16 protein-coding genes, 2 pseudogenes and 1 CRISPR repeat array are annotated in these 19341 nt (G+C 44.5%); of the genes and pseudogenes, 7 read left to right on the top strand and 11 right to left on the bottom strand.

Features of this window, described 5'->3' with window-relative positions:
- Nucleotides 1–38 precede the first annotated feature (38 nt).
- Nucleotides 39–2375 carry an Ig-like domain-containing protein gene (locus GCU48_RS12820; RefSeq protein WP_152380236.1) on the bottom strand — a complete coding sequence of 779 codons (2337 nt, stop codon included), beginning with the start codon at nucleotides 2373–2375 and terminating at the stop codon, nucleotides 39–41.
- A gap of 172 nt (nucleotides 2376–2547) precedes the next feature.
- Entirely contained in the window at nucleotides 2548–3036 is a 489-nt protein-coding gene (locus GCU48_RS12815; RefSeq protein WP_244316221.1) for a serine hydrolase, read from the bottom strand.
- A gap of 774 nt (nucleotides 3037–3810) precedes the next feature.
- Between GCU48_RS12815 and GCU48_RS12810 the strand changes: the two genes are divergently transcribed.
- The 5 genes from GCU48_RS12810 (at nucleotide 3811) to GCU48_RS12790 (ending at nucleotide 7611) form a co-directional block, all read left to right on the top strand.
- Nucleotides 3811–4074 carry a hypothetical protein gene (locus GCU48_RS12810; RefSeq protein ID WP_152380235.1) on the top strand — a complete coding sequence of 88 codons (264 nt, stop codon included), beginning with the start codon at nucleotides 3811–3813 and terminating at the stop codon, nucleotides 4072–4074.
- 47 nt (nucleotides 4075–4121) lie between these two features.
- Nucleotides 4122–4715 carry an S-layer homology domain-containing protein gene (locus GCU48_RS12805; RefSeq protein WP_152380234.1) on the top strand — a complete coding sequence of 198 codons (594 nt, stop codon included), beginning with the start codon at nucleotides 4122–4124 and terminating at the stop codon, nucleotides 4713–4715.
- 1039 nt (nucleotides 4716–5754) lie between these two features.
- On the top strand, nucleotides 5755–6474 hold the full coding sequence (locus GCU48_RS12800) for a hypothetical protein (RefSeq protein ID WP_152380233.1): 720 nt from the start codon (nucleotides 5755–5757) through the stop codon (nucleotides 6472–6474).
- Nucleotides 6475–6553: 79 nt separating this feature from the next.
- A complete protein-coding gene (locus GCU48_RS12795; protein WP_152380232.1) occupies nucleotides 6554–6949 on the top strand; it encodes a hypothetical protein in 396 nt (131 codons plus the stop codon).
- A gap of 236 nt (nucleotides 6950–7185) precedes the next feature.
- Entirely contained in the window at nucleotides 7186–7611 is a 426-nt protein-coding gene (locus GCU48_RS12790; protein WP_244316219.1) for a hypothetical protein, read from the top strand.
- A gap of 139 nt (nucleotides 7612–7750) precedes the next feature.
- On the opposite strand, the pseudogene GCU48_RS12785 reads toward GCU48_RS12790, so the two are convergent.
- From GCU48_RS12785 to GCU48_RS12775, 3 genes and pseudogenes are all read right to left on the bottom strand, one after another.
- Nucleotides 7751–8068: pseudogene (locus GCU48_RS12785) on the bottom strand (tyrosine-type recombinase/integrase); the annotation flags it as partial.
- A 235-nt stretch (nucleotides 8069–8303) separates the two neighbouring features.
- Complete coding sequence (tnpB, locus tag GCU48_RS12780) at nucleotides 8304–8609, bottom strand: IS66 family insertion sequence element accessory protein TnpB (protein ID WP_152380231.1); 306 nt, start codon at nucleotides 8607–8609, stop codon at nucleotides 8304–8306.
- A 154-nt stretch (nucleotides 8610–8763) separates the two neighbouring features.
- Complete coding sequence (locus tag GCU48_RS12775) at nucleotides 8764–9651, bottom strand: NmrA/HSCARG family protein (RefSeq protein WP_152380230.1); 888 nt, start codon at nucleotides 9649–9651, stop codon at nucleotides 8764–8766.
- Nucleotides 9652–9944: 293 nt separating this feature from the next.
- Between GCU48_RS12775 and GCU48_RS27935 the strand changes: the two genes are divergently transcribed.
- Complete coding sequence (locus tag GCU48_RS27935; RefSeq protein WP_244316217.1) at nucleotides 9945–10157, top strand: winged helix-turn-helix transcriptional regulator; 213 nt, start codon at nucleotides 9945–9947, stop codon at nucleotides 10155–10157.
- 170 nt (nucleotides 10158–10327) lie between these two features.
- On the opposite strand, the pseudogene GCU48_RS12765 reads toward GCU48_RS27935, so the two are convergent.
- The 5 genes and pseudogenes from GCU48_RS12765 to GCU48_RS12745 form a co-directional block, all read right to left on the bottom strand.
- Nucleotides 10328–10519: pseudogene (locus GCU48_RS12765) on the bottom strand (transposase domain-containing protein); the annotation flags it as partial.
- Between the two features lie 70 nt (nucleotides 10520–10589).
- Nucleotides 10590–11468 carry an ABC transporter permease subunit gene (locus tag GCU48_RS12760; RefSeq protein ID WP_152380229.1) on the bottom strand — a complete coding sequence of 293 codons (879 nt, stop codon included), beginning with the start codon at nucleotides 11466–11468 and terminating at the stop codon, nucleotides 10590–10592.
- A complete protein-coding gene (locus GCU48_RS12755; protein WP_152380228.1) occupies nucleotides 11465–12448 on the bottom strand; it encodes an ABC transporter ATP-binding protein in 984 nt (327 codons plus the stop codon). The genes GCU48_RS12760 and GCU48_RS12755 overlap by 4 nt, the downstream gene beginning before the upstream one ends.
- Nucleotides 12445–13551 carry a hypothetical protein gene (locus GCU48_RS12750; RefSeq protein ID WP_152380227.1) on the bottom strand — a complete coding sequence of 369 codons (1107 nt, stop codon included), beginning with the start codon at nucleotides 13549–13551 and terminating at the stop codon, nucleotides 12445–12447. Before GCU48_RS12750 ends, GCU48_RS12755 begins: the two co-directional genes overlap by 4 nt.
- A 28-nt stretch (nucleotides 13552–13579) precedes the next feature.
- Nucleotides 13580–14098, bottom strand: coding sequence for a sigma-70 family RNA polymerase sigma factor (locus GCU48_RS12745; protein ID WP_152380226.1), 519 nt, complete (start codon nucleotides 14096–14098; stop codon nucleotides 13580–13582).
- Nucleotides 14099–14510: 412 nt separating this feature from the next.
- Here GCU48_RS12745 and GCU48_RS29155 point away from each other — a divergent pair, with 412 nt between their 5' ends.
- The gene (locus tag GCU48_RS29155; protein ID WP_152382149.1) at nucleotides 14511–14600 is read left to right on the top strand and encodes a transposase; all 90 of its coding nucleotides are present in this window, start codon (nucleotides 14511–14513) and stop codon (nucleotides 14598–14600) included.
- A gap of 1113 nt (nucleotides 14601–15713) precedes the next feature.
- Nucleotides 15714–16755: a CRISPR direct-repeat array (repeat unit 32 nt; unit sequence GTCGCACTCCATGTGGGTGCGTGGATTGAAAT).
- Nucleotides 16756–18016: 1261 nt separating this feature from the next.
- On the opposite strand, the gene GCU48_RS12725 is transcribed toward GCU48_RS29155, so the two are convergent.
- Nucleotides 18017–19072, bottom strand: a complete 1056-nt coding sequence (locus GCU48_RS12725; RefSeq protein ID WP_152380225.1) for an ankyrin repeat domain-containing protein — start codon at nucleotides 19070–19072, stop codon at nucleotides 18017–18019.
- Between the last annotated feature and the right edge of the window lie 269 nt (nucleotides 19073–19341).

Genomic DNA, 19341 nt, shown 5'->3' with positions numbered 1-19341 from the left:
ACGTATGCCTGCTCTTTTTCTTTTCAGTCGGTTACAGATTACTGCACGTTCACCTGTACCTTCGTCATTTTACCTGCATATTTTACTGTAATTACGGCTTTCCCCTTGCCCTGTGCCTTAATGTTACCGTCTTTGACTGTGGCAACAATAATTCTCGACGAGGACCAGACAGCCGGTTTGGAAACATCCAGCTCCGACTCGTCCTTGTACGTAGCTGTAGCCGTCACTTTAGCCAGCTGTCCTGCCTTCAAATTCAATGTGACTTCGTCTGTTTGCAAATATTTAAGTGTATCTACATCCACGGGTACACTGATAACCTTCCCGCCGAACTTCGCCTGAATGTTGGCTTTACCATAGCTGACCGCGGTAACCTGCCCCTTTTTAACCGTAGCTACCTTGTAATTGGACGTTTTCCATTCAGCCTGGGTTGTAACGTCCTTTTCTTTGCCGTCACTGGATTTAACAACAATCGCGATGGTTTTTTGATCACCAGATTTCAGCGATAACGCGATCGCATCCGCCTCAATCTTTTGCGCTACGTCCACTTCCACTGTGAATGTAAGGTTTTGCTTGCCATAGGAAGCTGTAACGGTAGCCTTACCACTGCCATTCGCTTTGATCAAGCCCTCGCTAACCTCGACCACTTTCACATTGCTGGTCGTCCAGGTAGCATCCTTGGTTACATCTGTTTTTGCACCGCCATTCTTGACGCCAGTTACCTTCAATTGCTTCGTTTCCTGGGCACCGAGCGTAATTACGCGTGTGTCCGTTTCCAAACGGTCTACAAGGCCCACTTGTACGTTCATGGTCAGTTTTTTGCCATTGTAGGTTGCTGTAATAACCGCCTTACCGGCTGATTTACCCGTAATCGTTCCTTTGGATACGGAAGCAATGTCTTCCGCACTTGAAGTCCATTCCGCATCCTGTGTCACATCTTCCTTACGCCCATCGGCATAAGTAGCGGTCAAAGTTGCAGTATAATCCTCATTAACATCAATCGTTGCTGTTTTGGAGGACAAAGCCAGGTCACCAGGTACATTCACGGATACCGTCGCTGTGGCTGTTTTACCGCCATACGAAGCAGTGATCGTTGCCTCACCTGTTTTATAGCCCGTTACTTCACCCTTACTGACAAATGCAATATCTTCATTGCTGGATTTCCACTCTGCCTTGCTTGTAATATCCTCTTCCGTACCTGTTACGTACGTAGCGGTCAGCTTGAGCTTTTTGGTTTCCTTGGCATTCAGGCTCAGCTTGTCCTCACTCAAATCGAGATATCTCGAGGTTTCAACGTCGGTCTTGATCGAAACGGCCTTATCACCATACTTAGCGGTCACCGTAGCTGAACCCGCTCCAATCGCCATAATCGTTCCTTTATTCACCGTCGCAATTTTCTCATCACTTGATGTCCAAGTAGCCTTATCTGTGATATCAGTTACCGTTCCATCCGGGTAAACAGCGGAAACCTGTATTTTCTTGGATTCATCCAAACGGAGGAAAATATCGGATTCGCTGGCTTTCAGCTTATTCGTTTGATCAACATCTACCGAAATTGTAGCGGACATTGTACCATATTTACCAGTAATCGTCGCCTTTCCCGCACTATAGCCGGTAATGGTGCCTTTCAGTACGTCTGCCACCGCTGCATTGCTAGAGCTCCACTCGGCAGACTCTGTAACGTCCTGTACCGTTCCATCCGGGAACGTCGCTGTCAATTTAACCTTCTGAGTTTCCTTCAACAACAGGGAAACCTCTGATGGACTAACATCCAAACGTTTAACCTGTTCCACCTGCACAGCAACCGTTACGGTCTGTTGACCGTATACGGCCTTAATATTGGCTGTACCTGCTCCCTGAGCGGTAACCACTCCGTTAACTACGGTTGCTACCTTCTGGTTATCCGAGGTCCATGTAGCATCACCCGAAACCTGAGCTGTTGTATTATCACTGTAAGTTGCTGTCAGATCAATCTGTCCAGTGCCGCTTGAACGCAAGCTCAGGCTTTGTACACTGGATGTCAATGCCTTAACCTTTTTCGTTACATGTACCTGAACCGATTGTATTTTATCTTTATAGGTCGCAACCACAGTCGCTTCCCCTTCACCCTTGCCTGAAACTGTACCGTTGTATACCGTAGCAATAGCTGTATTGTCACTTTTCCAATCCGTGCTTACGGTTACATTTGAAGTCGTCCCATCGGTATAAATAGCCGTAGCCGTCAATGCAGCCGTATCTCCCTGTTGCACAGTTACCTCGTTAGAGGAAAGGACAATCTTGGAAAGCACCGGATCAGCCGCGTATGCGAACCCTGCATATGATGTAAAACTTGAGATCAGGATGACCAACGCCAGAAAACCAGACCACCTATTCTTCAAAATCTAATTCCCTCCCATTTTAAAACTTAAAATTAAGGATTCCGCAAAATCCTTATACCTACGTTTTATGTCGACATTTGGAAAAGAATAGTTTAGGCTTTAAAGAGAATTTGGTCCTTATTAACTAAAATCAGTACGGACAAAAGTGAAGCCGTTAAATGCGGCTTCTCTTTTACAAACAGATGTAAGCTGCTGCACGAACTCTCAAATGATGGTATTCTCCCATATTGGGATCAAGCTGATGCATATATACGACCGAGAAATGCTCGCTTGGATCTATAGAGACCCAAGTGCCTGCTGCTCCCGACCAGCCGAACTCTCCAATAGAGCTGTTTGCATGCCCGGCCGCTTGATCCATTAACGTGCAAACGCCCAGCCCATAACCATAACCCGTCTGATATGAATTCGTAAAATCGGATAATTGGGCTGCATTCAGATGATTTGTCCGCATTAAGTCAATGGTTTTTCTCCCTAGTAACCTCACATTGTCTACCATGCCGCCATTCGACCGTATCTGTGAAAATGTAAGATACTCTTTAACTGTGAAATACAGACCAACGCCTCCACCTTCATATATAGCATCTGGCCGATGATATTCATCCAAAGAACCCTCTATTTTCTCAAGTTCTCCGGCGTCTGTCCGTCGATAAAAAGAGGCCATACGCGATTCAATATCTCTACGATAACGGTAATCTGTATTATCATTCCAATCGGATCAAATATTTCATCCTTTAGGAATTGTCCTAATGATTTTCCCGAAGTCACTCGAAACCCTGATTAAATCCTGCATGACTAAGAGGATGACTTCCTCGACCCAGTCATCTCCTCTGGTACGAAGGCAGAATGGGTGGTGTGATTGCAGCGGCTAACAATAACTGGATTGGATAAAGGCGTTTCCCCGGATTGCTTTGGAAACGCCTTTATATATGGGAGGCTCTACTAGAATGAAATCGGCCTCCAAGAGGGATTAGTATAAGCAAACCGTTTGGAATCCTACTCCATTGTTACTTCTGAAACCATGCGAATTATCGCCGCCGTTTTGTTTCGAGTACAGGTGTTGTTCGATCCAGCCAATTTCGTCTTCAGGGACCTGTCATTCGTATTTCCGTCGACCCGGAGAAAATCGAACAGAAGCTTGCATCAGAAGGTCGCAGCACGGTGGTTACCATTCCGGTCGTGTCCCATGAGGATGTTGCCATAGGCCAAATCAATGGTGAAACCCTTAAAAAATGGAGAATCTTGAAGCGGTTCTGGAACTGCAAACGGAAAGTGCCACTTACACGATTCCTACTAAGCAAATTCAGGTGACTCGATTCTTGAACACCTTGAAGAAGATGTACAGCTTGAAGATATCGTTATTCAGCTCATCATCGCCAAACCTGTGGGTTCTATGCTGAACACCATTAATAACGCAGCTGCAAACGAAGGTTTTACCTTGGTTACCCAGCCACGGAGTTTTTCCATTACCGGAACTTATGGGGACCAAATCGTTGAAATCACCCACTTTAATGCATACGTCGAGCGGGCCATTACGATTCTGCGCGATGTGGATCCTAATCAAATCACCACGGGGATTGTCGTTGAAGCCGACGGAACAACAAGACATGTGCCGACAAAAGTGGTTCAACAAGACGGTCAGTACTATGCCATGATTAACAGCTTGACCAACAGTACGTATGCGTCATTTGGAATCCAGTGAAATTTATAGATGTCGAAGGCCACTGGGCTAAGGATGCCGTAAACGACATGGGGTCACGGATGGTCATTAACGGAGTAAATAAGGAAGAGTTCAATCCAAATGCGGATATTACAAGATCTGAATTTGCCGCGATTATCGTGAGAGGACTGGGTCTTAAACCCGAAGAGGGGCAAAGCTCCTTTGATGATGTGGGTAGTGAGGACTGGTACAACACATATTTTGAAACTGCTTACTCTAATGGACTTATTCAAGGGTTTGAAGACGGGGAATTCCGTCCGAATGATCATATTACTCGTGAACAAGCAATGGTCATCATCGCTAAAGCGATGAACATCACGGGGCTTCAAGCAGACACTAGTTCAAGTAGTCTGAATAACTTTAAAGATCGATCTTCAGTATCTGAATGGGCAGAACAAAGTGTTGCTCAATGCATGGGAGCAGGACTCGTATCCGGCAGAACTTCAACTGAGATTGCACCAAAAGCGAATGTTTCTCGAGCAGAAGCTGCTAAACTGGTACAAGCACTGCTTTCAAAATCTAATCTAGATAAACCAGTGAAAAAGCCTTCTTCCTTTCGGAAGAAGGCTTTTTTAATGTACGCCCAGCAGGGAATCATTTTTACGATGAAGTCGGGAATGTGAGCTACAAGTGCCTGCCAGTAGCCAAAGGGCATAGAATTTCTCAAGCACCTATTAGTACCAATTACTTTGTCTACTGTTACTGATATCGTTATTATCAGAAGGGGAAATGAAGTGTATCAGCGAAATAGTGTATCGGACAAACCCAATATTCTCTGACATTTGTTTTTTAACTCTGCCGTCCAGTCCAATACAGTAAGAACTTCTTCAGTTCTTGGCTGGAGATAGCCAATATACGAAGTGAAGAAGTTAGCGTTCCTTCCTGGTATGAAATTGAGAAGATGAAAATCGAGCGTTTTCCAAAAATAGCGTTCAAATACAAAAGTTCAACTAATTATATTGAATGCTATCATCAATCTACATGGTGTACAAGTGCTACGTTGATTGTCCATATGAGTCAGATGAGAGTAAAGAAAAGCTTAAACAGAATTAAAAGTCGCCTGAAGTTAAATCAGCGACTTAAAAACTGAGCTTATTAACATATTCATCTACATATGTTTGGATCCGTTTGTTTTGCATACTTGGATTTTCAAAAACCAACATAGCTACGCTCTGGGGTTTAAATGAAGTCTCCCACTCAATAGATTAAGCAATGCTAAATTGTGAGATTTGTTTTAAAAAAGATTGATACTATCTATAATCATTTACCTCCATATTTTTTCGGAACTGACTGCAATCATCCTTATAACGATGCCAGAATTGGAAGCCAGAGTAGGCATGGACACAATGTTGAAGGTGAGAATTGCCATAATAACAACAGTCCTGCTTATCGGTCTTGTTCTATATTTGTTTGTTCCTCAGGCGTGGATCATTACAGTAATTGCAAATTATTCTGCACGTTCTTAAACAATATGATCCTTAACAGGCAGAACAGTCTGAAAAAATATTTTGTTTTATTTTTAATTATCTTGGATCGAGTTTCATCTTCAAATTAGTTTTAAAGAATCATTTTCCATTTTCATAATAACTTCATACAAATAATCCCTTTTATTGTAGTATACTGGTTAAGTATTCCACATATTATAGAAAAGGAAGTGTCTTATTGAAGATGAAGAAGACATCAATTATCCTTACATGTGCATTGGCTCTAATGGCAGTATCCCCTGTAGCTGCATTCGCCGCACCAAACAACGTGGAAGTTTCATCGCAAGCAAAAAGCGATAATAGTTTGGAAGGATTGAATCTTATTTCAGTAGATAAGTTTGTTCAAAAAGATGCTGTAAAGACAACAACATACAAGACAGCAGATGAAGTTTTTGCAGCACATGGCGGTACTACGAAACGGGTTGATTTATCTTCACTGCCGAAAAACACGGCGGTTATTAAGGTAAATACTGTAGATGAATTGGATGCATTGTTATCAGGAGTTTCGGGTTCATTGTCTGGAGAGGGCGAGAATGTCGTTATTAGTCCGAATCAATCTCAATCAAATGATTCAAATAATGTTTCCAAAGTGAGCCCTACCGCATATACATCATCAAAGAGTTCCAATTTATATGATGCAAAAACATGGTGGGTTCGCCTATACAGCAATTACACAGTAACAAATGCTGGCATTATAGATGTGCAGGCATATACTGCTCTGAGTGGTCTTACCCTTGGAGTAACATGGAATCAGACTTCTGCAACAAGCACTAAAATTTCAAGTAAACAATGGTTAACAAAAGGCTCTGGGACATATAATTTAGTTATTTTCATAGAGGGTATCGGGACGGTATACTCTGAAAATGTAAGTGGCTCTCATTATGTAACAGTATCTTAAAATAGATTTTACTGGTGACTCTTGACAAATCTCTAAGAGTCACCAGTATTGTTAATACAGCTCTTCAAGGAGGAATATCATGACACATTCTTTTTCTTCGATATTAACATACTGCATACAAGCAATTGCGATTTTACTCATTATTTTTAATTTAATAAAAAGAAACAAAAAAAAGATAGGTAAGGGATCATTTTCATTATTATTAGCTTTCCTTGGCATGGCTGTTTCTTTTAAGTTTGGAAATTACATACTTGGAGATCATTTGTTTTCCATTTTAGGCTTGTCAGCATGGTCTAACAATGTCGATAATACTGGGTTTCACTACACAATGTTTCTGTCTATCATTTTCTTTATTCCAAGTTTAATCATTGGTTATAAAAATCCAGAAGAATTTGGAGTTAAAATCGGGAAGTGGGTTTCCAGCATATATCTATTTTTAATAATAGTTATGTTTATATTTTTTATTATAAGCTGAAGCACACAATCCATATCGGTTAAAATCTGGACTTCAATTAAGAGCATGCTTAAGCATCTCTATTTTGGTAATTATCATATTCATTCTCACTGAATGATCTTTTCTTATAGTCATCCTAAATAGGATGACTATCTTTATGAGATTTAGTTCCAAAGAAAAAATATCTATTTTATTATATTTTTGCATAATCATTCATCTTATATTGTCAAAAAGGAAGTGTTTTAAAAGTTTTAAAAGTGTTAAAGTTAAAGAAAAAAGCAGTTATCCTTACATGTGTTTTCGCTCTTACATCAGTAGCTCTGCTGGCTGCTTCTGCCGAACCATCTAAGGGGATTGAAGTATCGAAGGATGGTGGAGATATAGCTGTCCACAAAACTGGTCAAAAGGTACGTGAGGTTTTTGGTGGAACAAGTCCAACGATGGACTTAACTATTGAAAAAGGTTATGGACATGTAAAGATTAAAGTTGGAAATGAAGGAACATCAAATCTCACTTGGAGCTTGCAGGGTAACGGGAGAGAATACATCCTTAAAACTGTTGGCAAAGAAGACACATTTACGTGGACCAGTCTTAATTCATTCCCTAATGGGATGCCTAGTACCCCAAGCTTCGCCTTCAACTTTGTTACCGCCTGCTCTGAATTGAATTACGTAATCCCCTGATTTTGTCGTGTTGTCCAGCGACACAAAGTAAGTCCATTTAACACAGAAATGTATTCTGGTAATTTAGATATCTTGGGAACTTATTTTGCTTTGCTCTTTTTGTAGTATAAACTTTGTGTCGCTATTCTGTTTTTCTCAATCATTTATCCATGTTATTTACAGCGTCTCTCATTTGATCATCTGTTAAGTGCGTATAAATCATTTTAGTTTGTATTGAAGAATGTCCTGATTGATTCTTTAATTTTGGAACATCATTATTCTCTATGTAATAACGTGTTGCAAATGAATGCCTCAAAGAATGAACCGTCAAAGCTGGCTTTCCAAAGGCTGTTGCATATTTCTCAACAAGTTTTTCTATAGAACGTTGTGTTAAACGTCTATTCTTACCTTTGCGTCCTACAGGTGCTGAAATAAACAAAAATCTTTCACTTCTTTCCGGACTATATTGAGTTGATCGGGATGCGTCTGTTCGCTGGGCGGCAAACCGCCGATGCTGCGCTAGCCGGAACTGTTCCTCGTACCAATGAAGCTTCGCCTTCAGTTCCGCGTTCTCGTGTTCCAGCTTGGCGTTTTGCTGGAGCAGTTCTTCGGTTGTCGTTTGGGTTTCTACTCGTTTTTCCATACGTTTAGAATTCGACGGCCTGTCGGTTGCTCCTGTGGGCAAACATGGCGAAAACCCGAAACAATTTCGGCTAAATGATCGTTTCGGCTCGGATCGGAGAATGAGCTTTGTGCTGCTCCAGCGCCAGACCATCCAGTAGCCAGCGAAGCTCATGGCCGGAGATGATTACCGTCCCCTCATTGCCGCTCGGCCATTGAAACAGCCCCTTTTCAAGCCGCCGGTACAAAAGCCAGAAGCCATTGTGATCCCAGAGCAAGATTTTGAGTTTGTTGCGCTGGCGGTTACAGAACACAAAGAGGTGGGGCGCGAATGGCCCATGGCCTATTGAATGTACAAAGAAACTTCTCCTTTGGTTGTAGTTGGGTGGCACCTCCATTTTACCAAGGAGAGGGTTCTTTTTATTTTACAATATAATGAAGGGGCGTCCTTCCGTAATTTTTGACTTTCGGACAGCCCCTTGATGGAAGCCACCGGCTAAGCGGGTGGTTATGACTTTAGTCTTCAAATGCCAGACCTGATGACTAACAATCTCATGTACGCTCAGTATGAAACAATGCCTCAAACTTCGCTTTTCCTTGCCTTTCCACCCAGGTATCGAAATCCATTAATCCCGGGAATAACTTGCGCACAATAGAAATATCGACCTTGTGGCCCCCGTCGCTTACCCATTCAAACACGCTGGCCAAAACTTCATTATGCTGGCGAAACGATTCCATCGGAATTTGAACGTAAGGAATGGTACGGTTGGTTACACGCCCTAGGGCATCGGCAATCTGTAAGGGTGTTAACTCGTCGCCGGCAATTTCGATCGTTGTGCCCAAATAGACGTCCGGGGATCTAAAGACTAACGCGACAAAAGCGCCGATGTCCTCCACAGCTACGAGCGGGATCGCTCCATCTGGCTTGAAGGCTTGTGTGAACGTGCCGTTCTGTATACCTGCAGACATCGGATCTGCGAAGTTTTCCATGAAGGTGGCGGGACGCAAGATGGTGGCCGGCAAACCGAGTGAAAGAATGTACTGCTCAATTTCCCATTTGGCGTCACGAAACCTGGATTGTGCCTCTGCGCCGCCAACAGATGTATAAACGAAGTGCTGGATATTTACCTTTTGGGCCACGTCAGCTACAGCTTTCCCTCTGCGCTTTTCATCGGCGTTGGATTCAGTAGTATGGTTCCAGTCCGGCGGCTGAACACTGAATATGCCATAAACTCCATGCATAGCCGCATCGAGCACGGCAAGATCGTCCATGTCACCCACTACAAGCTCGGCTCCTAATTGGGACAACTTCAGTGCCCTATCGCTCGATACATCGCGAGTAAATGCACGAACCTCCCAGCCATCGGCCAGCAAATGCCGGACTGCCGCACCTCCTTGTTGTCCGGTTGCTCCCAAAACCAATATCTTTTTTTCGTTCAATTAGCATGCTCCTCCCTAAGGTTTATAAGACTATCTCTGCCATCGCTAAACCATGGCAGTTTAGCAAGCCTATTGTTACTATTAGTTATACGATTTATAATTTAAAGTAGACATATTATTTTTATATAGATTCATAAAGTAAGATACCTATAATATAGTTAGGGGTGATTTTTGTGGATAAACAAGACGACATATGCCTTATCTCCATCCGTGAAGCTTTGAAGGTTGTTCGTGGAAAGTAGTCTTTTTTGGTGCTTTCATTACTGAGTCTGGGTCCGCAACGATTTAATCAAATGCGAAGAAATTTAGACAACATCAGCATCAAGTCTTTAACGGATGTCTTGCGCCATTTGGAGCAGTATAAAGTCATCAATCGCAAGGTGCTTCCTACCGGACCTGTAACCGTTGAGTACTCGCTAACGGATAAAGGAAGGGAGTACATACCCGTACTTCGGCAAATGCGCATTTGGGGTGAAAACTGGGGGGGAACATCCGAAGCTCGTTGATGATCGCGAAACCTCGTTGCAGCATAATCGTCAAGTCAGCACACCTGTAAACCCAAGCCAGTCATGAGATCAGGCATATCTTAAATCAAGGAGATTTGCCAGACGACCCAAGCAGACAAATAGCCCACACCTAGTCAAAGGATGTGGGCTTAACTATGCTGGAATCAGGATTAAAACACGCGACAGGTCAACGGGATCTTCGATGACCACGGCAACAGATCGTCCAGCGGCTGCGGGTCCTTCGGCTCGTCAAGCTGTGGGAGTTGTTCGAATAGATACTTCAAATATTGGAACGGATTCAAGCCATTTTCTTTCGCCGTCTCGATCACACTGTAGATCGTCGCGCTAGCCTTCGCGCCTCGAGGCACGTGCAAGGATCACCAGATCCGGATATACATGCCACCGATTTTGGCCCGTGCTTCAAAGTAGAACCTATAAATCCTTGCGAACAAAGCGGCGCAACCCGAGTCCAAAGAGCACAGCCGTGTAAAATGCCGCGTACATCAAAAAGGCTGTTGAAGGTATCTCGCCGATACCAAACGGTCCACTCCTTACCGGGATGAGTCCATTAATATTCTCGAAGCTGAACAGCACTGCCTGCATTTTACGCTGCAGCCCATCGGCAGGCATGATCAGGGACAGGACACCCGTTATATTGTTCAGGGTCTGCATGGGACCTGGTTCTAGACCCACAGATCCGATGATTTTTCCAACCATGCCACCGAGCCAACCAGCTCCATAAAGCATCGTCATGACGACACCATTCGCAACCGAGGACAAATAGCCGGATCCGAACATGGATACGGTCACAAGCAAGGGAACGACTGAAGCAAATAGCAAAAAAGCCTGCACCAGCACTACCGGATCACGCGGGATCGAAGCATGCACATCAGTGATCCATAAAATCAGGCTGTACAATATCAAGGCATAGATTACACCAAGCGAAACATAGCCGAGCCAGCGGCCCATATACCATTTCCACCTTGGAATCGGCCGCGGCAGCATCGCCTGCATGACCCCTTGCTCTGCCTCGCCCGCAATCGCGGAAAATGAGCTGAAAATCGCTAAAAAGGCGAGTACAAAACTTGCGAAGAAAAAACCGAGCATCAAAATGAACATCCCGAGCGTAAATTCCTGGATCATATTTTCATTATCCGTACCACCTGTGATCACCCTGGAGGCAGAATCTCCTCCGATGGCGCCGGCAATAAACCAAAATCCCAGCAGGAATACAACGGTTAATAAAAGTGTCAGCAGGAGGACCCGTTTGCGCAGCAGCTCCTTCCAGGTCATGGTCCAAATAATCCTCATTCCTGTTCCCCCCTATGATTCAGCCCTGCAACAGCCTCCATGAACCACTCTTCAAGCCGTTCTCGAACTTTAGTGACTTCATATAACGTCATCCCCTGTCCGATCAACAGCGTATTGATCCAGCCTACCTGTTCTTCGCTCTCCAGCTCCGCTTCAAGCCAGACGGTATCATCTATGCCCGTCTCTCCTGTAAATCCGCCTTCGGCTTTTCCATCTGTTATTACCCCAAAACTGAGCCCTGTCGTATCCATAAGCCAGGACAGCAAAAAAGGCGAAAATCCGCCGACTTTAAAACGCCAGCAGACTCGCTTCTGAAGCACTTCAACTACCCGCCCATGGCGGAGAACCTGTCCGTTATTCAAGAGTGCCATTCTGTCGCATAATACTTCCACATCCTCAAGCAGATGAGAGTTTAAGAAAATCGTTTTCCCCTGCTGCTTCAGTTCCTCAAGTATATTACGTACATGCATTCGTCCAACCGGATCCATGGCGGAAGAAGGCTCGTCAAGAAAAATCACGGCTGGATCATTCACCAGCGCGCAAGCCAGTCCGAGCCGCTGCTGCATGCCTTTGGAATAATGCTTAACACGGTCCTTCCCCCGCTGTCCCACACCTACCATGTGCAGTAGCTCAGGAACTCTTTTGTCGATCACCTGCTTGTCCAAACCGCATAATCGCCCATGCAACCGGACGACCTCATCACCCGTAAGCCACTCCTGATACCGGTATAGCTCCGGGAGATACCCGATTTGCCGTTTCGCTTCGAGCGTACCGATGGGTGCACTCATCAGGGTCGCTTCTCCGGCCGTCGGATGGATGAGTCCGACCAGCATTTTCACAAACGTACTTTTCCCGGCTCCATTGGGGCCGAGGAAGCCAACGGCTTCCCCTTTTCCTACGGTGATGGTCACGTTACGGCAGCCGCGCCCGTTGCTGTATTCCTTGGTTAATCCTTTAGCGTCGATCGCCGACTTACTCATGCCTCAATCAGCTCCTTAAGCTTGTGCATGAAATCAGCCTCTGACTCATAGGCGCTCCCACCTTCAAAGGAAAAGAACTGTCCGTCTTTGATCCAGATAGCGGTACGATTCGTCATTGAGCTGTACTTCATGTTTGTAACCAGAACCTTGGTTCCTTCAACGGTAATCTCAGAAGTTTCAGCGCTTTTATTAACCACATATGGCATAGGAATGGAACCTGCTAGAATGCGGCTGCGCTTTACCTGCTCTTTCAGATTGGAAGGCAGAATCGGAAGCTGAAGAACGGCATCCACCGCTTCCTCTGTATCAACGGACGGATCCACCGTAATTTCAGGAGCCTGCATCTGTGTCAGAGTTGCCCAGTGGTCCTGATCGGTACCTAAATCGTAATTTACACCTTCATGTGTACTAAACGCTATTTCTTTATCGTCCATCGACTCCGGCAGCAGCTTCGTTGCCCCTACACGCTGCATAGCTTTATTGAGCTCATCCACATTCAGCATCATTGTAATTTTTTGCGAAGGAGTAACGTACACACTTTCCTTCGTTCCGGCCACATTTACTGGAAGAAGCTGATATCCGAGCTTGGAGGCTGCCTGTTCACGCGTAAATTCCCCCCGTACGTTTCCGCTTTCCGATGTAAACTGGCCAAAGGTGTTTTCTATGTCGGCCGATTTTCCCGGAACTAGCTGATTAAACATATCTTCGAGCGTGCTTTCGTCAACTGTAGCGATATCCTGCACCCGGAATTGGTTTAAAATCGCCGCCAGCGCGTTATTTCCCACAGGGGTTGCAAGTACGACGCCGAAGATAACGGCTGCCGCTGCCGCTGTGGCCCACTTCCGGCCTTTGCCTGCCTGCCGGCGGAATGAAGCAACCGGAGCCGGAGCTTCAACTTTCAAACTGGATGCCGAATCCTGAATTGCGGCTAAGTCCGCTGGCGGCGTAAGGGTATCGGCAAGCTTCAGACCGTCCTCTTTGTTATTTACGTCCCAGGTCTCCCATTTGGCGTTTACCAGCTCCGTGGCCAGTTTTTGTTGCAGCCTCTCCCAGGCTTCGTGTGTACTTTTGTCCGCTTCTGTATGCTGCGGTTTGGTAGTCATATCGTTTCAACCCTTTCCGAATGTTTGGTTAGTCCTGCCGTGCCATAGCCTTGCTGGCTGTGGCCTGCAGCTTGCGTGTCGCTCTTTGCAGCAGGCTACCTATTAGCGGCGGCCTGACATTAAGCTCTTCCGCGATCTCCGCATAGCTGTAGCCGGAGTAGCGCAGAAGTAGCGCCTGGCGGTCTCGTTCGGGCAGTCTGTCCAGCCAAGCCTGAACCTCTTCCTGATCCAATCGACGCATCAGCGTCTCTTCGCCGGATTCAGAAGCGGCTTCCCCTTTATACATCATCTCCTGCTTATTCTGCAGCTTTCTGTCTCTTGCTCTCTTCTCTAAATAATCGTATCCGATTCTTGTCAGTACCCGGTGTAGCCATGCTCCCAGGGTTGCCGGGTTATCGGGCGGATTTCTGTACAGCCTCAGAAATACTTCCTGCGCCAGATCGTCGGCTGCTGCTTCATCTCGCACAAGCGCAGCCAGTTTTCTGCGTACGGTTGGATAATACTCATAAAATATGTTACGGAATGGTGAGGATTCCGGAATACTCATTTTGTAATTGCCTCCTTTTAAGCTGCAGCTATTAGGAAGACGAACCTTCTTCCTTTTTTGTATCATGCTCGGAGATTTTCTTCGAATTTTTTTAGGCTACACTTAATTGGACAGTCCGAAGACATCAGGATTAATAATCTGTTAGACATTAGAACACAACTTTATTGTACAAAGAACACACCTTATATTGTATTTCAGCAAAACCTATGCCCATCGCTCTAGTGAAATTTGTGTATGTACGTCGATATTTTCGTAGGGCGTGTCAGAGGTTGCCGCGGCGGTTGACCGTAGAAAGATGCCGCGGATGTTGAGAGCCCACCTAGGGCCTGTACGCAAACTGTACAACTCATAGAAATCTAGTAAAATAAGGAATATGAGATGAAGATATGAGTTAACGAATGAAGAATGGAATATCCTTGAACCCCTGCTGCCCCCGGCTCGAAAAAAACAAGGAGGACGTCCGCCCAAAGATCGGCGTCAGATGCTGAATGCCGTGGTATAGGTTGCTCGAACGGGAGCGCCATGGCGAGATTTACCGAGTACGTATGGTCCTTGGTCTTCCGTCTATTGTTTTTCTGGCGGTTGCAAAAAGCAAATAGCTACAAACTCGTTTATAGTCTATGGTAACGTCCAAGGTCAATTGGATAATTGGGTATTCAACTAAAAATGAAAAAGAAAATTATCTTTATCATCATTGGCATTATAATAGCGGTCCCTGTCCTCTTTTTCTTGGTAAACTTATGGGCACTCAACAACCTATATGTGCCATCTCGATAATGTCAAGGAGGTAACATGAACTTGAAAAAGGTATGGAAAATCGTAGACTTTTCCGTTTTTTGTCGTAATGACAGTTAATATGAGTTGCCATGCTCTGCGTAAATATGCAGAAGCCCTCCTTTAGTGGAGGGCTTTTGTAATACATTATAAAATCCAAATCCCGAACAATCTCCTGCTCATTCCTGGAGGTCAAAACAAAAAACACCCCGCCAGCATCAAGCCAGTAGGGCACTGCTTACTTTGTAACTGTAGCCGTATTTCCTTATTCCGTAGTTACAGGCGTTTAAACAGCTTCTGTCGGTGCAGATGCGGACTCTGTCTCAGCAGGAACAACAGATCCTACCTCTGCTGCAGCCTGCTACATCCTCAACAGGCAAAGCAGTAAAGAAAATGTAGCTGTCATGATGAAAAATGGATGATATGAGGAAAATCGTATTGAAGGCATGGTACAATGAAACAGGATAGGATTATTTATCCCTATATTAATGTGTTTAGGATTTGACCCCATTTCGAAGTTTAAAGTATAAACTCGAGTAGTTGATAGACCAAAAAGAAGACAACTTGCGCTTTTACAACTTAGGAGATAACTACAAAAAGAAAGTAGAGCATATAGGGGATAAGGAAACTTACGATCTGGAAAGTGCACTGAGTTTATATGGTGCGAATGTGAAGCTCACATAAAAACCCCGGGTCCTTCGCACCTCGAAATTTGTCGAAAAGCAACCGAATCAGTTATCTTCAGTAAAAGTCAATGGTTGATCCAAGCCTTTTTAGCATCAGTTTTTGCGACAATGTGAGAAATTGATATCATTAGGGTATGAATTACTGTATTTTCGCTGTCGCACTCCATGTGGGTGCGTGGATTGAAATCATCCAGCGAGCCGCCGGACCGAATCACAAGCCCGTCGCACTCCATGTGGGTGCGTGGATTGAAATTGGATACCGCAAAGGGTTGGCATGACGGACGATGGTCGCACTCCATGTGGGTGCGTGGATTGAAATGTGAAGATGTAAACAAATCCCTTCAAAGTAACACGTCGCACTCCATGTGGGTGCGTGGATTGAAATTTTTCGTTGATTTCGAACCACCCCTTGCTTGCGCCGTCGCACTCCATGTGGGTGCGTGGATTGAAATGAGGACGTCAAACTCGCCGGCACGCGCTGGACCGGTCGCACTCCATGTGGGTGCGTGGATTGAAATATTAGAATGGATGATGGCGGTCCTCTTGACCCGGATGGGTCGCACTCCATGTGGGTGCGTGGATTGAAATCTCCTCAGGCTCCAGTTCCCAAGACTGAACCAGTGTCGCACTCCATGTGGGTGCGTGGATTGAAATTATCAAGCCACGCCTTTACTCCCTTAAACTCTTCAAGTCGCACTCCATGTGGGTGCGTGGATTGAAATTGGTATTGTACCTTGGATTAAACAGCTTAACGGTGTCGCACTCCATGTGGGTGCGTGGATTGAAATTGCACGTAAGGACGTAGTTGCAAAGATCAACTTAGAGAGTCGCACTCCATGTGGGTGCGTGGATTGAAATGTTTACAGCCGCATGATACTGTGTTGCCGTTGGTAAGTCGCACTCCATGTGGGTGCGTGGATTGAAATTAACGGCTTTGAGGGTGTGGGGAGTATCGAAAAGAAGTCGCACTCCATGTGGGTGCGTGGATTGAAATTTACGCCGGCTACGCGGTGTCAACGTGAGTCCTGTACGTCGCACTCCATGTGGGTGCGTGGATTGAAATACCGATAACATATCGTTTATGCTGGAGTATTTCTGTGTCGCACTCCATGTGGGTGCGTGGATTGAAATCAGAAAGCTGCAATGGGCTGGAACGATGATTTAAGTCGCACTCCATGTGGGTGCGTGGATTGAAATAATTCAATCGTGCTTACAGGAAGGATCACGGGAAATACCTTATCCAATCAGGATGGAATTCCTGGAGACGATATTGGAAAAATTACCAAAAAAATTCCAAAAAGCCTTACGTGACATGAAGTTAAGGCTCAGTAAAAAAGGCCTGCTAACTTTTAGCAGGTCTTAAGATATATTGGAGTTATCACTTTTTTTGTTACCAATTTGGTCAATAAACCTTAAAATATTGCCAATGCTATTCCCCCTGCGCCCAACCAGTAGTCAGATGAAACCCATCGGTGCTTATTAGAAATTGTTAGTTAGCAATTGGTAACATCATCTATAAAGCTAACAAACTCTATAATGCCAAATATGATTGCATTAATGCCTATCCAAACCAATAATAACAAGAATCGAGCATGGTAAAGAGGTGTCAATCTTATTTTCGTATAAGAGAGCTTTAAAAAATACAATTTTTTATCCCTTCATATAACTAAAATTAGATTATTTCAATCCAAATTTATTATTAAAAAATTCCGTTAAGTAATCATGTAGTTATCCCTTTACTTTCAGCTTCCGACAACAATCCCTTCTTAGTTTGATGAGGAAGATACATGAGAATGGACGAATAACCTGGATCAATAACCGTACCATTATAGACTAGGACAATCTCACCGGAATGAACGAATGTCTTCAATCTATTAACTAAGTCCGGTTCTGTAGTCTCTGTTATACCAACTAATGTCGTCTTTTTAATCTCAACCTCTAACATCTCACCAGTTTTAACACGAATGTTATAAGGTCCTGCAGCCTTAAATAATTCATCTATAACCTGGTAAATTACCGAATCTAAGCTTCTAGGTATAGGGAAGACAAATTGGGATATCCATATGCCGTGACCTGTTTTTTTCTTCTATTAAATATGTTGGTTTCCATCCTAATTCTAGAACTTCTTCAAGCGTCAACTCACTCGAGCTTGTCTTCAACATAATTTTTGCTCGGGCGGATCCATTTTTGCTAATACTCATTACCCTAGCCCATTCACCGTTATTGAAGTACGGCTGAAAAAGGAAAGAGATGTTAGTCATTTCGTAGATTTAAATATCTAATGCAAATTTAAAGTTAAAGTTCTATTTTTGCATATCCTTATTCAGGCATATTCAAAAGGGACTTTTTTTTATTGCTTGTAGCCGAATGTAGAAGGAATTTATTCCAACTATAATCGGCTTTTTTATATGCATATGCTTAACACAAATGACAAAATACAAAAATATACATAGAAGATTTAACGGGAATAATCGGGTTGTGTCATGGAAATGGGGTGAGGATTGGCAAGTACCCATTGCACCGCCAGTTCGCTTAATCTGGCAGGTTGTTCATTGCCAGCGATGTTGCGGAACCGGTTGGAGAGTGCAGCTGCCTCGTGAAGAAGAACGGGTGCTAAGGGCGTCCCTGTGCTAAAATGAAGGATCAGTGCATCCAGCATTTTACGGTAATTGGCATCCCAATTTCCCCCGCCATTATTAAGTATTTCATGAGACACCCGCCCTGTAATGCGGATAACCTCTCCCTGCACCGTTTTCGCGTGTCCTGAAGCAGGAACGAGAACATCCCATAGCTCCTGGTGCTGTGCGGGCCATGAGGCTGCCGTTACCTTGATGGGAGAGATTCCATCATGTTTCTCCAGTTTCACTATAGGCTCGACATCAAATTTCCGGTATAGCTCCAGGAGAGCATTTTCAGTTTCCTGCAGCTGATCTTTATTGTAATTTGTTCTGGCGAATTCAAAATCCTTACCAATTCGCCGCACGGATTCCTTCATCCCCGGCGTGATTGCTGCTCCGGCATCCAGCATAATTCCCGAGATTTCTGCCATGTGGACTATATCAATATTCCGGCATTGTAATAATCCTCTGGCGAGAGGTGTGTTTTTCTGCTTATTTTCTGCATGGACATTTGCACCGCGGATCACCAGATCCCGCACTGCTTTGGTCCGGTAAGAAGCTGCTGCTGAGTGCAGCGGTGTCTCATTCTGGTAATCAAGGGCTTCCAGATCCGCGCCTAGCTCAAGGAGTAAGGAGACATTTCCGGACCAGGTTGCAGCCTGGGCATGAATAGGGGTGCGCTTATAGTTGTCGGCAGCGTTGATGTCAGCCCCCTGCTCCACAAGCCAGCGAACCATTTCATCCGGTATTTGCCGGAAGCTGAGGGCGGTACCTTTGCTATAACCCCCTCGGGCATCCCATTCGCATAGCTCAAACACCTCTTTTAAGGCAGATATATCATTCGTTTTAACCAGCTCGTCAAAATTGGCGGGTAATGTTTTTTTCTTTTTGCCCATATCATTTTTCCGCTCCCTTAAAATAGATAAATAGCAGATAACTTCTTGCAAGTTTATCATACAGGAGAATTGAACACTAATTCATGCAGGAAGAGACTCTCTGACCTGACAAAGTGTACAACTCAAAAGGCAAACCCTCTTCTCCCGGATTCGGGAAAAGAGGGTTTGCCTTTTGCTGTCCATACTAGGAGCTTAAATGACCTTAGTATACCTCTTCAACATTATTCCCGGCCAGCAGCTTCAGCCAGGCATCTGACGGTTGACGGTCG

Origin of the sequence: Paenibacillus brasilensis (genome assembly GCF_009363115.1) — a bacterium.
GTDB classification, from domain to species: Bacteria; Bacillota; Bacilli; order Paenibacillales; family Paenibacillaceae; genus Paenibacillus; species Paenibacillus brasilensis.
This window is presented reverse-complemented; position numbering and strand designations above follow the sequence as displayed.

Excerpts from the sequence above, each read along its gene's own strand:
- tnpB (WP_152380231.1), bottom strand. The coding sequence starts at position 8,609 with ATGGAGGTGCCACCCAACTACAACCAAAGGAGAAGTTTCTTTGTACAT.
- GCU48_RS12760 (WP_152380229.1), bottom strand. The coding sequence starts at position 11,468 with ATGAGGATTATTTGGACCATGACCTGGAAGGAGCTGCTGCGCAAACGG.
- GCU48_RS12755 (WP_152380228.1), bottom strand. The coding sequence starts at position 12,448 with ATGAGTAAGTCGGCGATCGACGCTAAAGGATTAACCAAGGAATACAGC.
- GCU48_RS12725 (WP_152380225.1), bottom strand. The coding sequence starts at position 19,072 with ATGGGCAAAAAGAAAAAAACATTACCCGCCAATTTTGACGAGCTGGTT.
- GCU48_RS12750 (WP_152380227.1), bottom strand. The coding sequence starts at position 13,551 with ATGACTACCAAACCGCAGCATACAGAAGCGGACAAAAGTACACACGAA.
- GCU48_RS12795 (WP_152380232.1), top strand. The coding sequence starts at position 6,554 with ATGACACATTCTTTTTCTTCGATATTAACATACTGCATACAAGCAATT.
- GCU48_RS12745 (WP_152380226.1), bottom strand. The coding sequence starts at position 14,098 with ATGAGTATTCCGGAATCCTCACCATTCCGTAACATATTTTATGAGTAT.
- GCU48_RS12815 (WP_244316221.1), bottom strand. The coding sequence starts at position 3,036 with ATGGCCTCTTTTTATCGACGGACAGACGCCGGAGAACTTGAGAAAATA.
- GCU48_RS12805 (WP_152380234.1), top strand. The coding sequence starts at position 4,122 with ATGGGGTCACGGATGGTCATTAACGGAGTAAATAAGGAAGAGTTCAAT.
- GCU48_RS27935 (WP_244316217.1), top strand. The coding sequence starts at position 9,945 with ATGCGAAGAAATTTAGACAACATCAGCATCAAGTCTTTAACGGATGTC.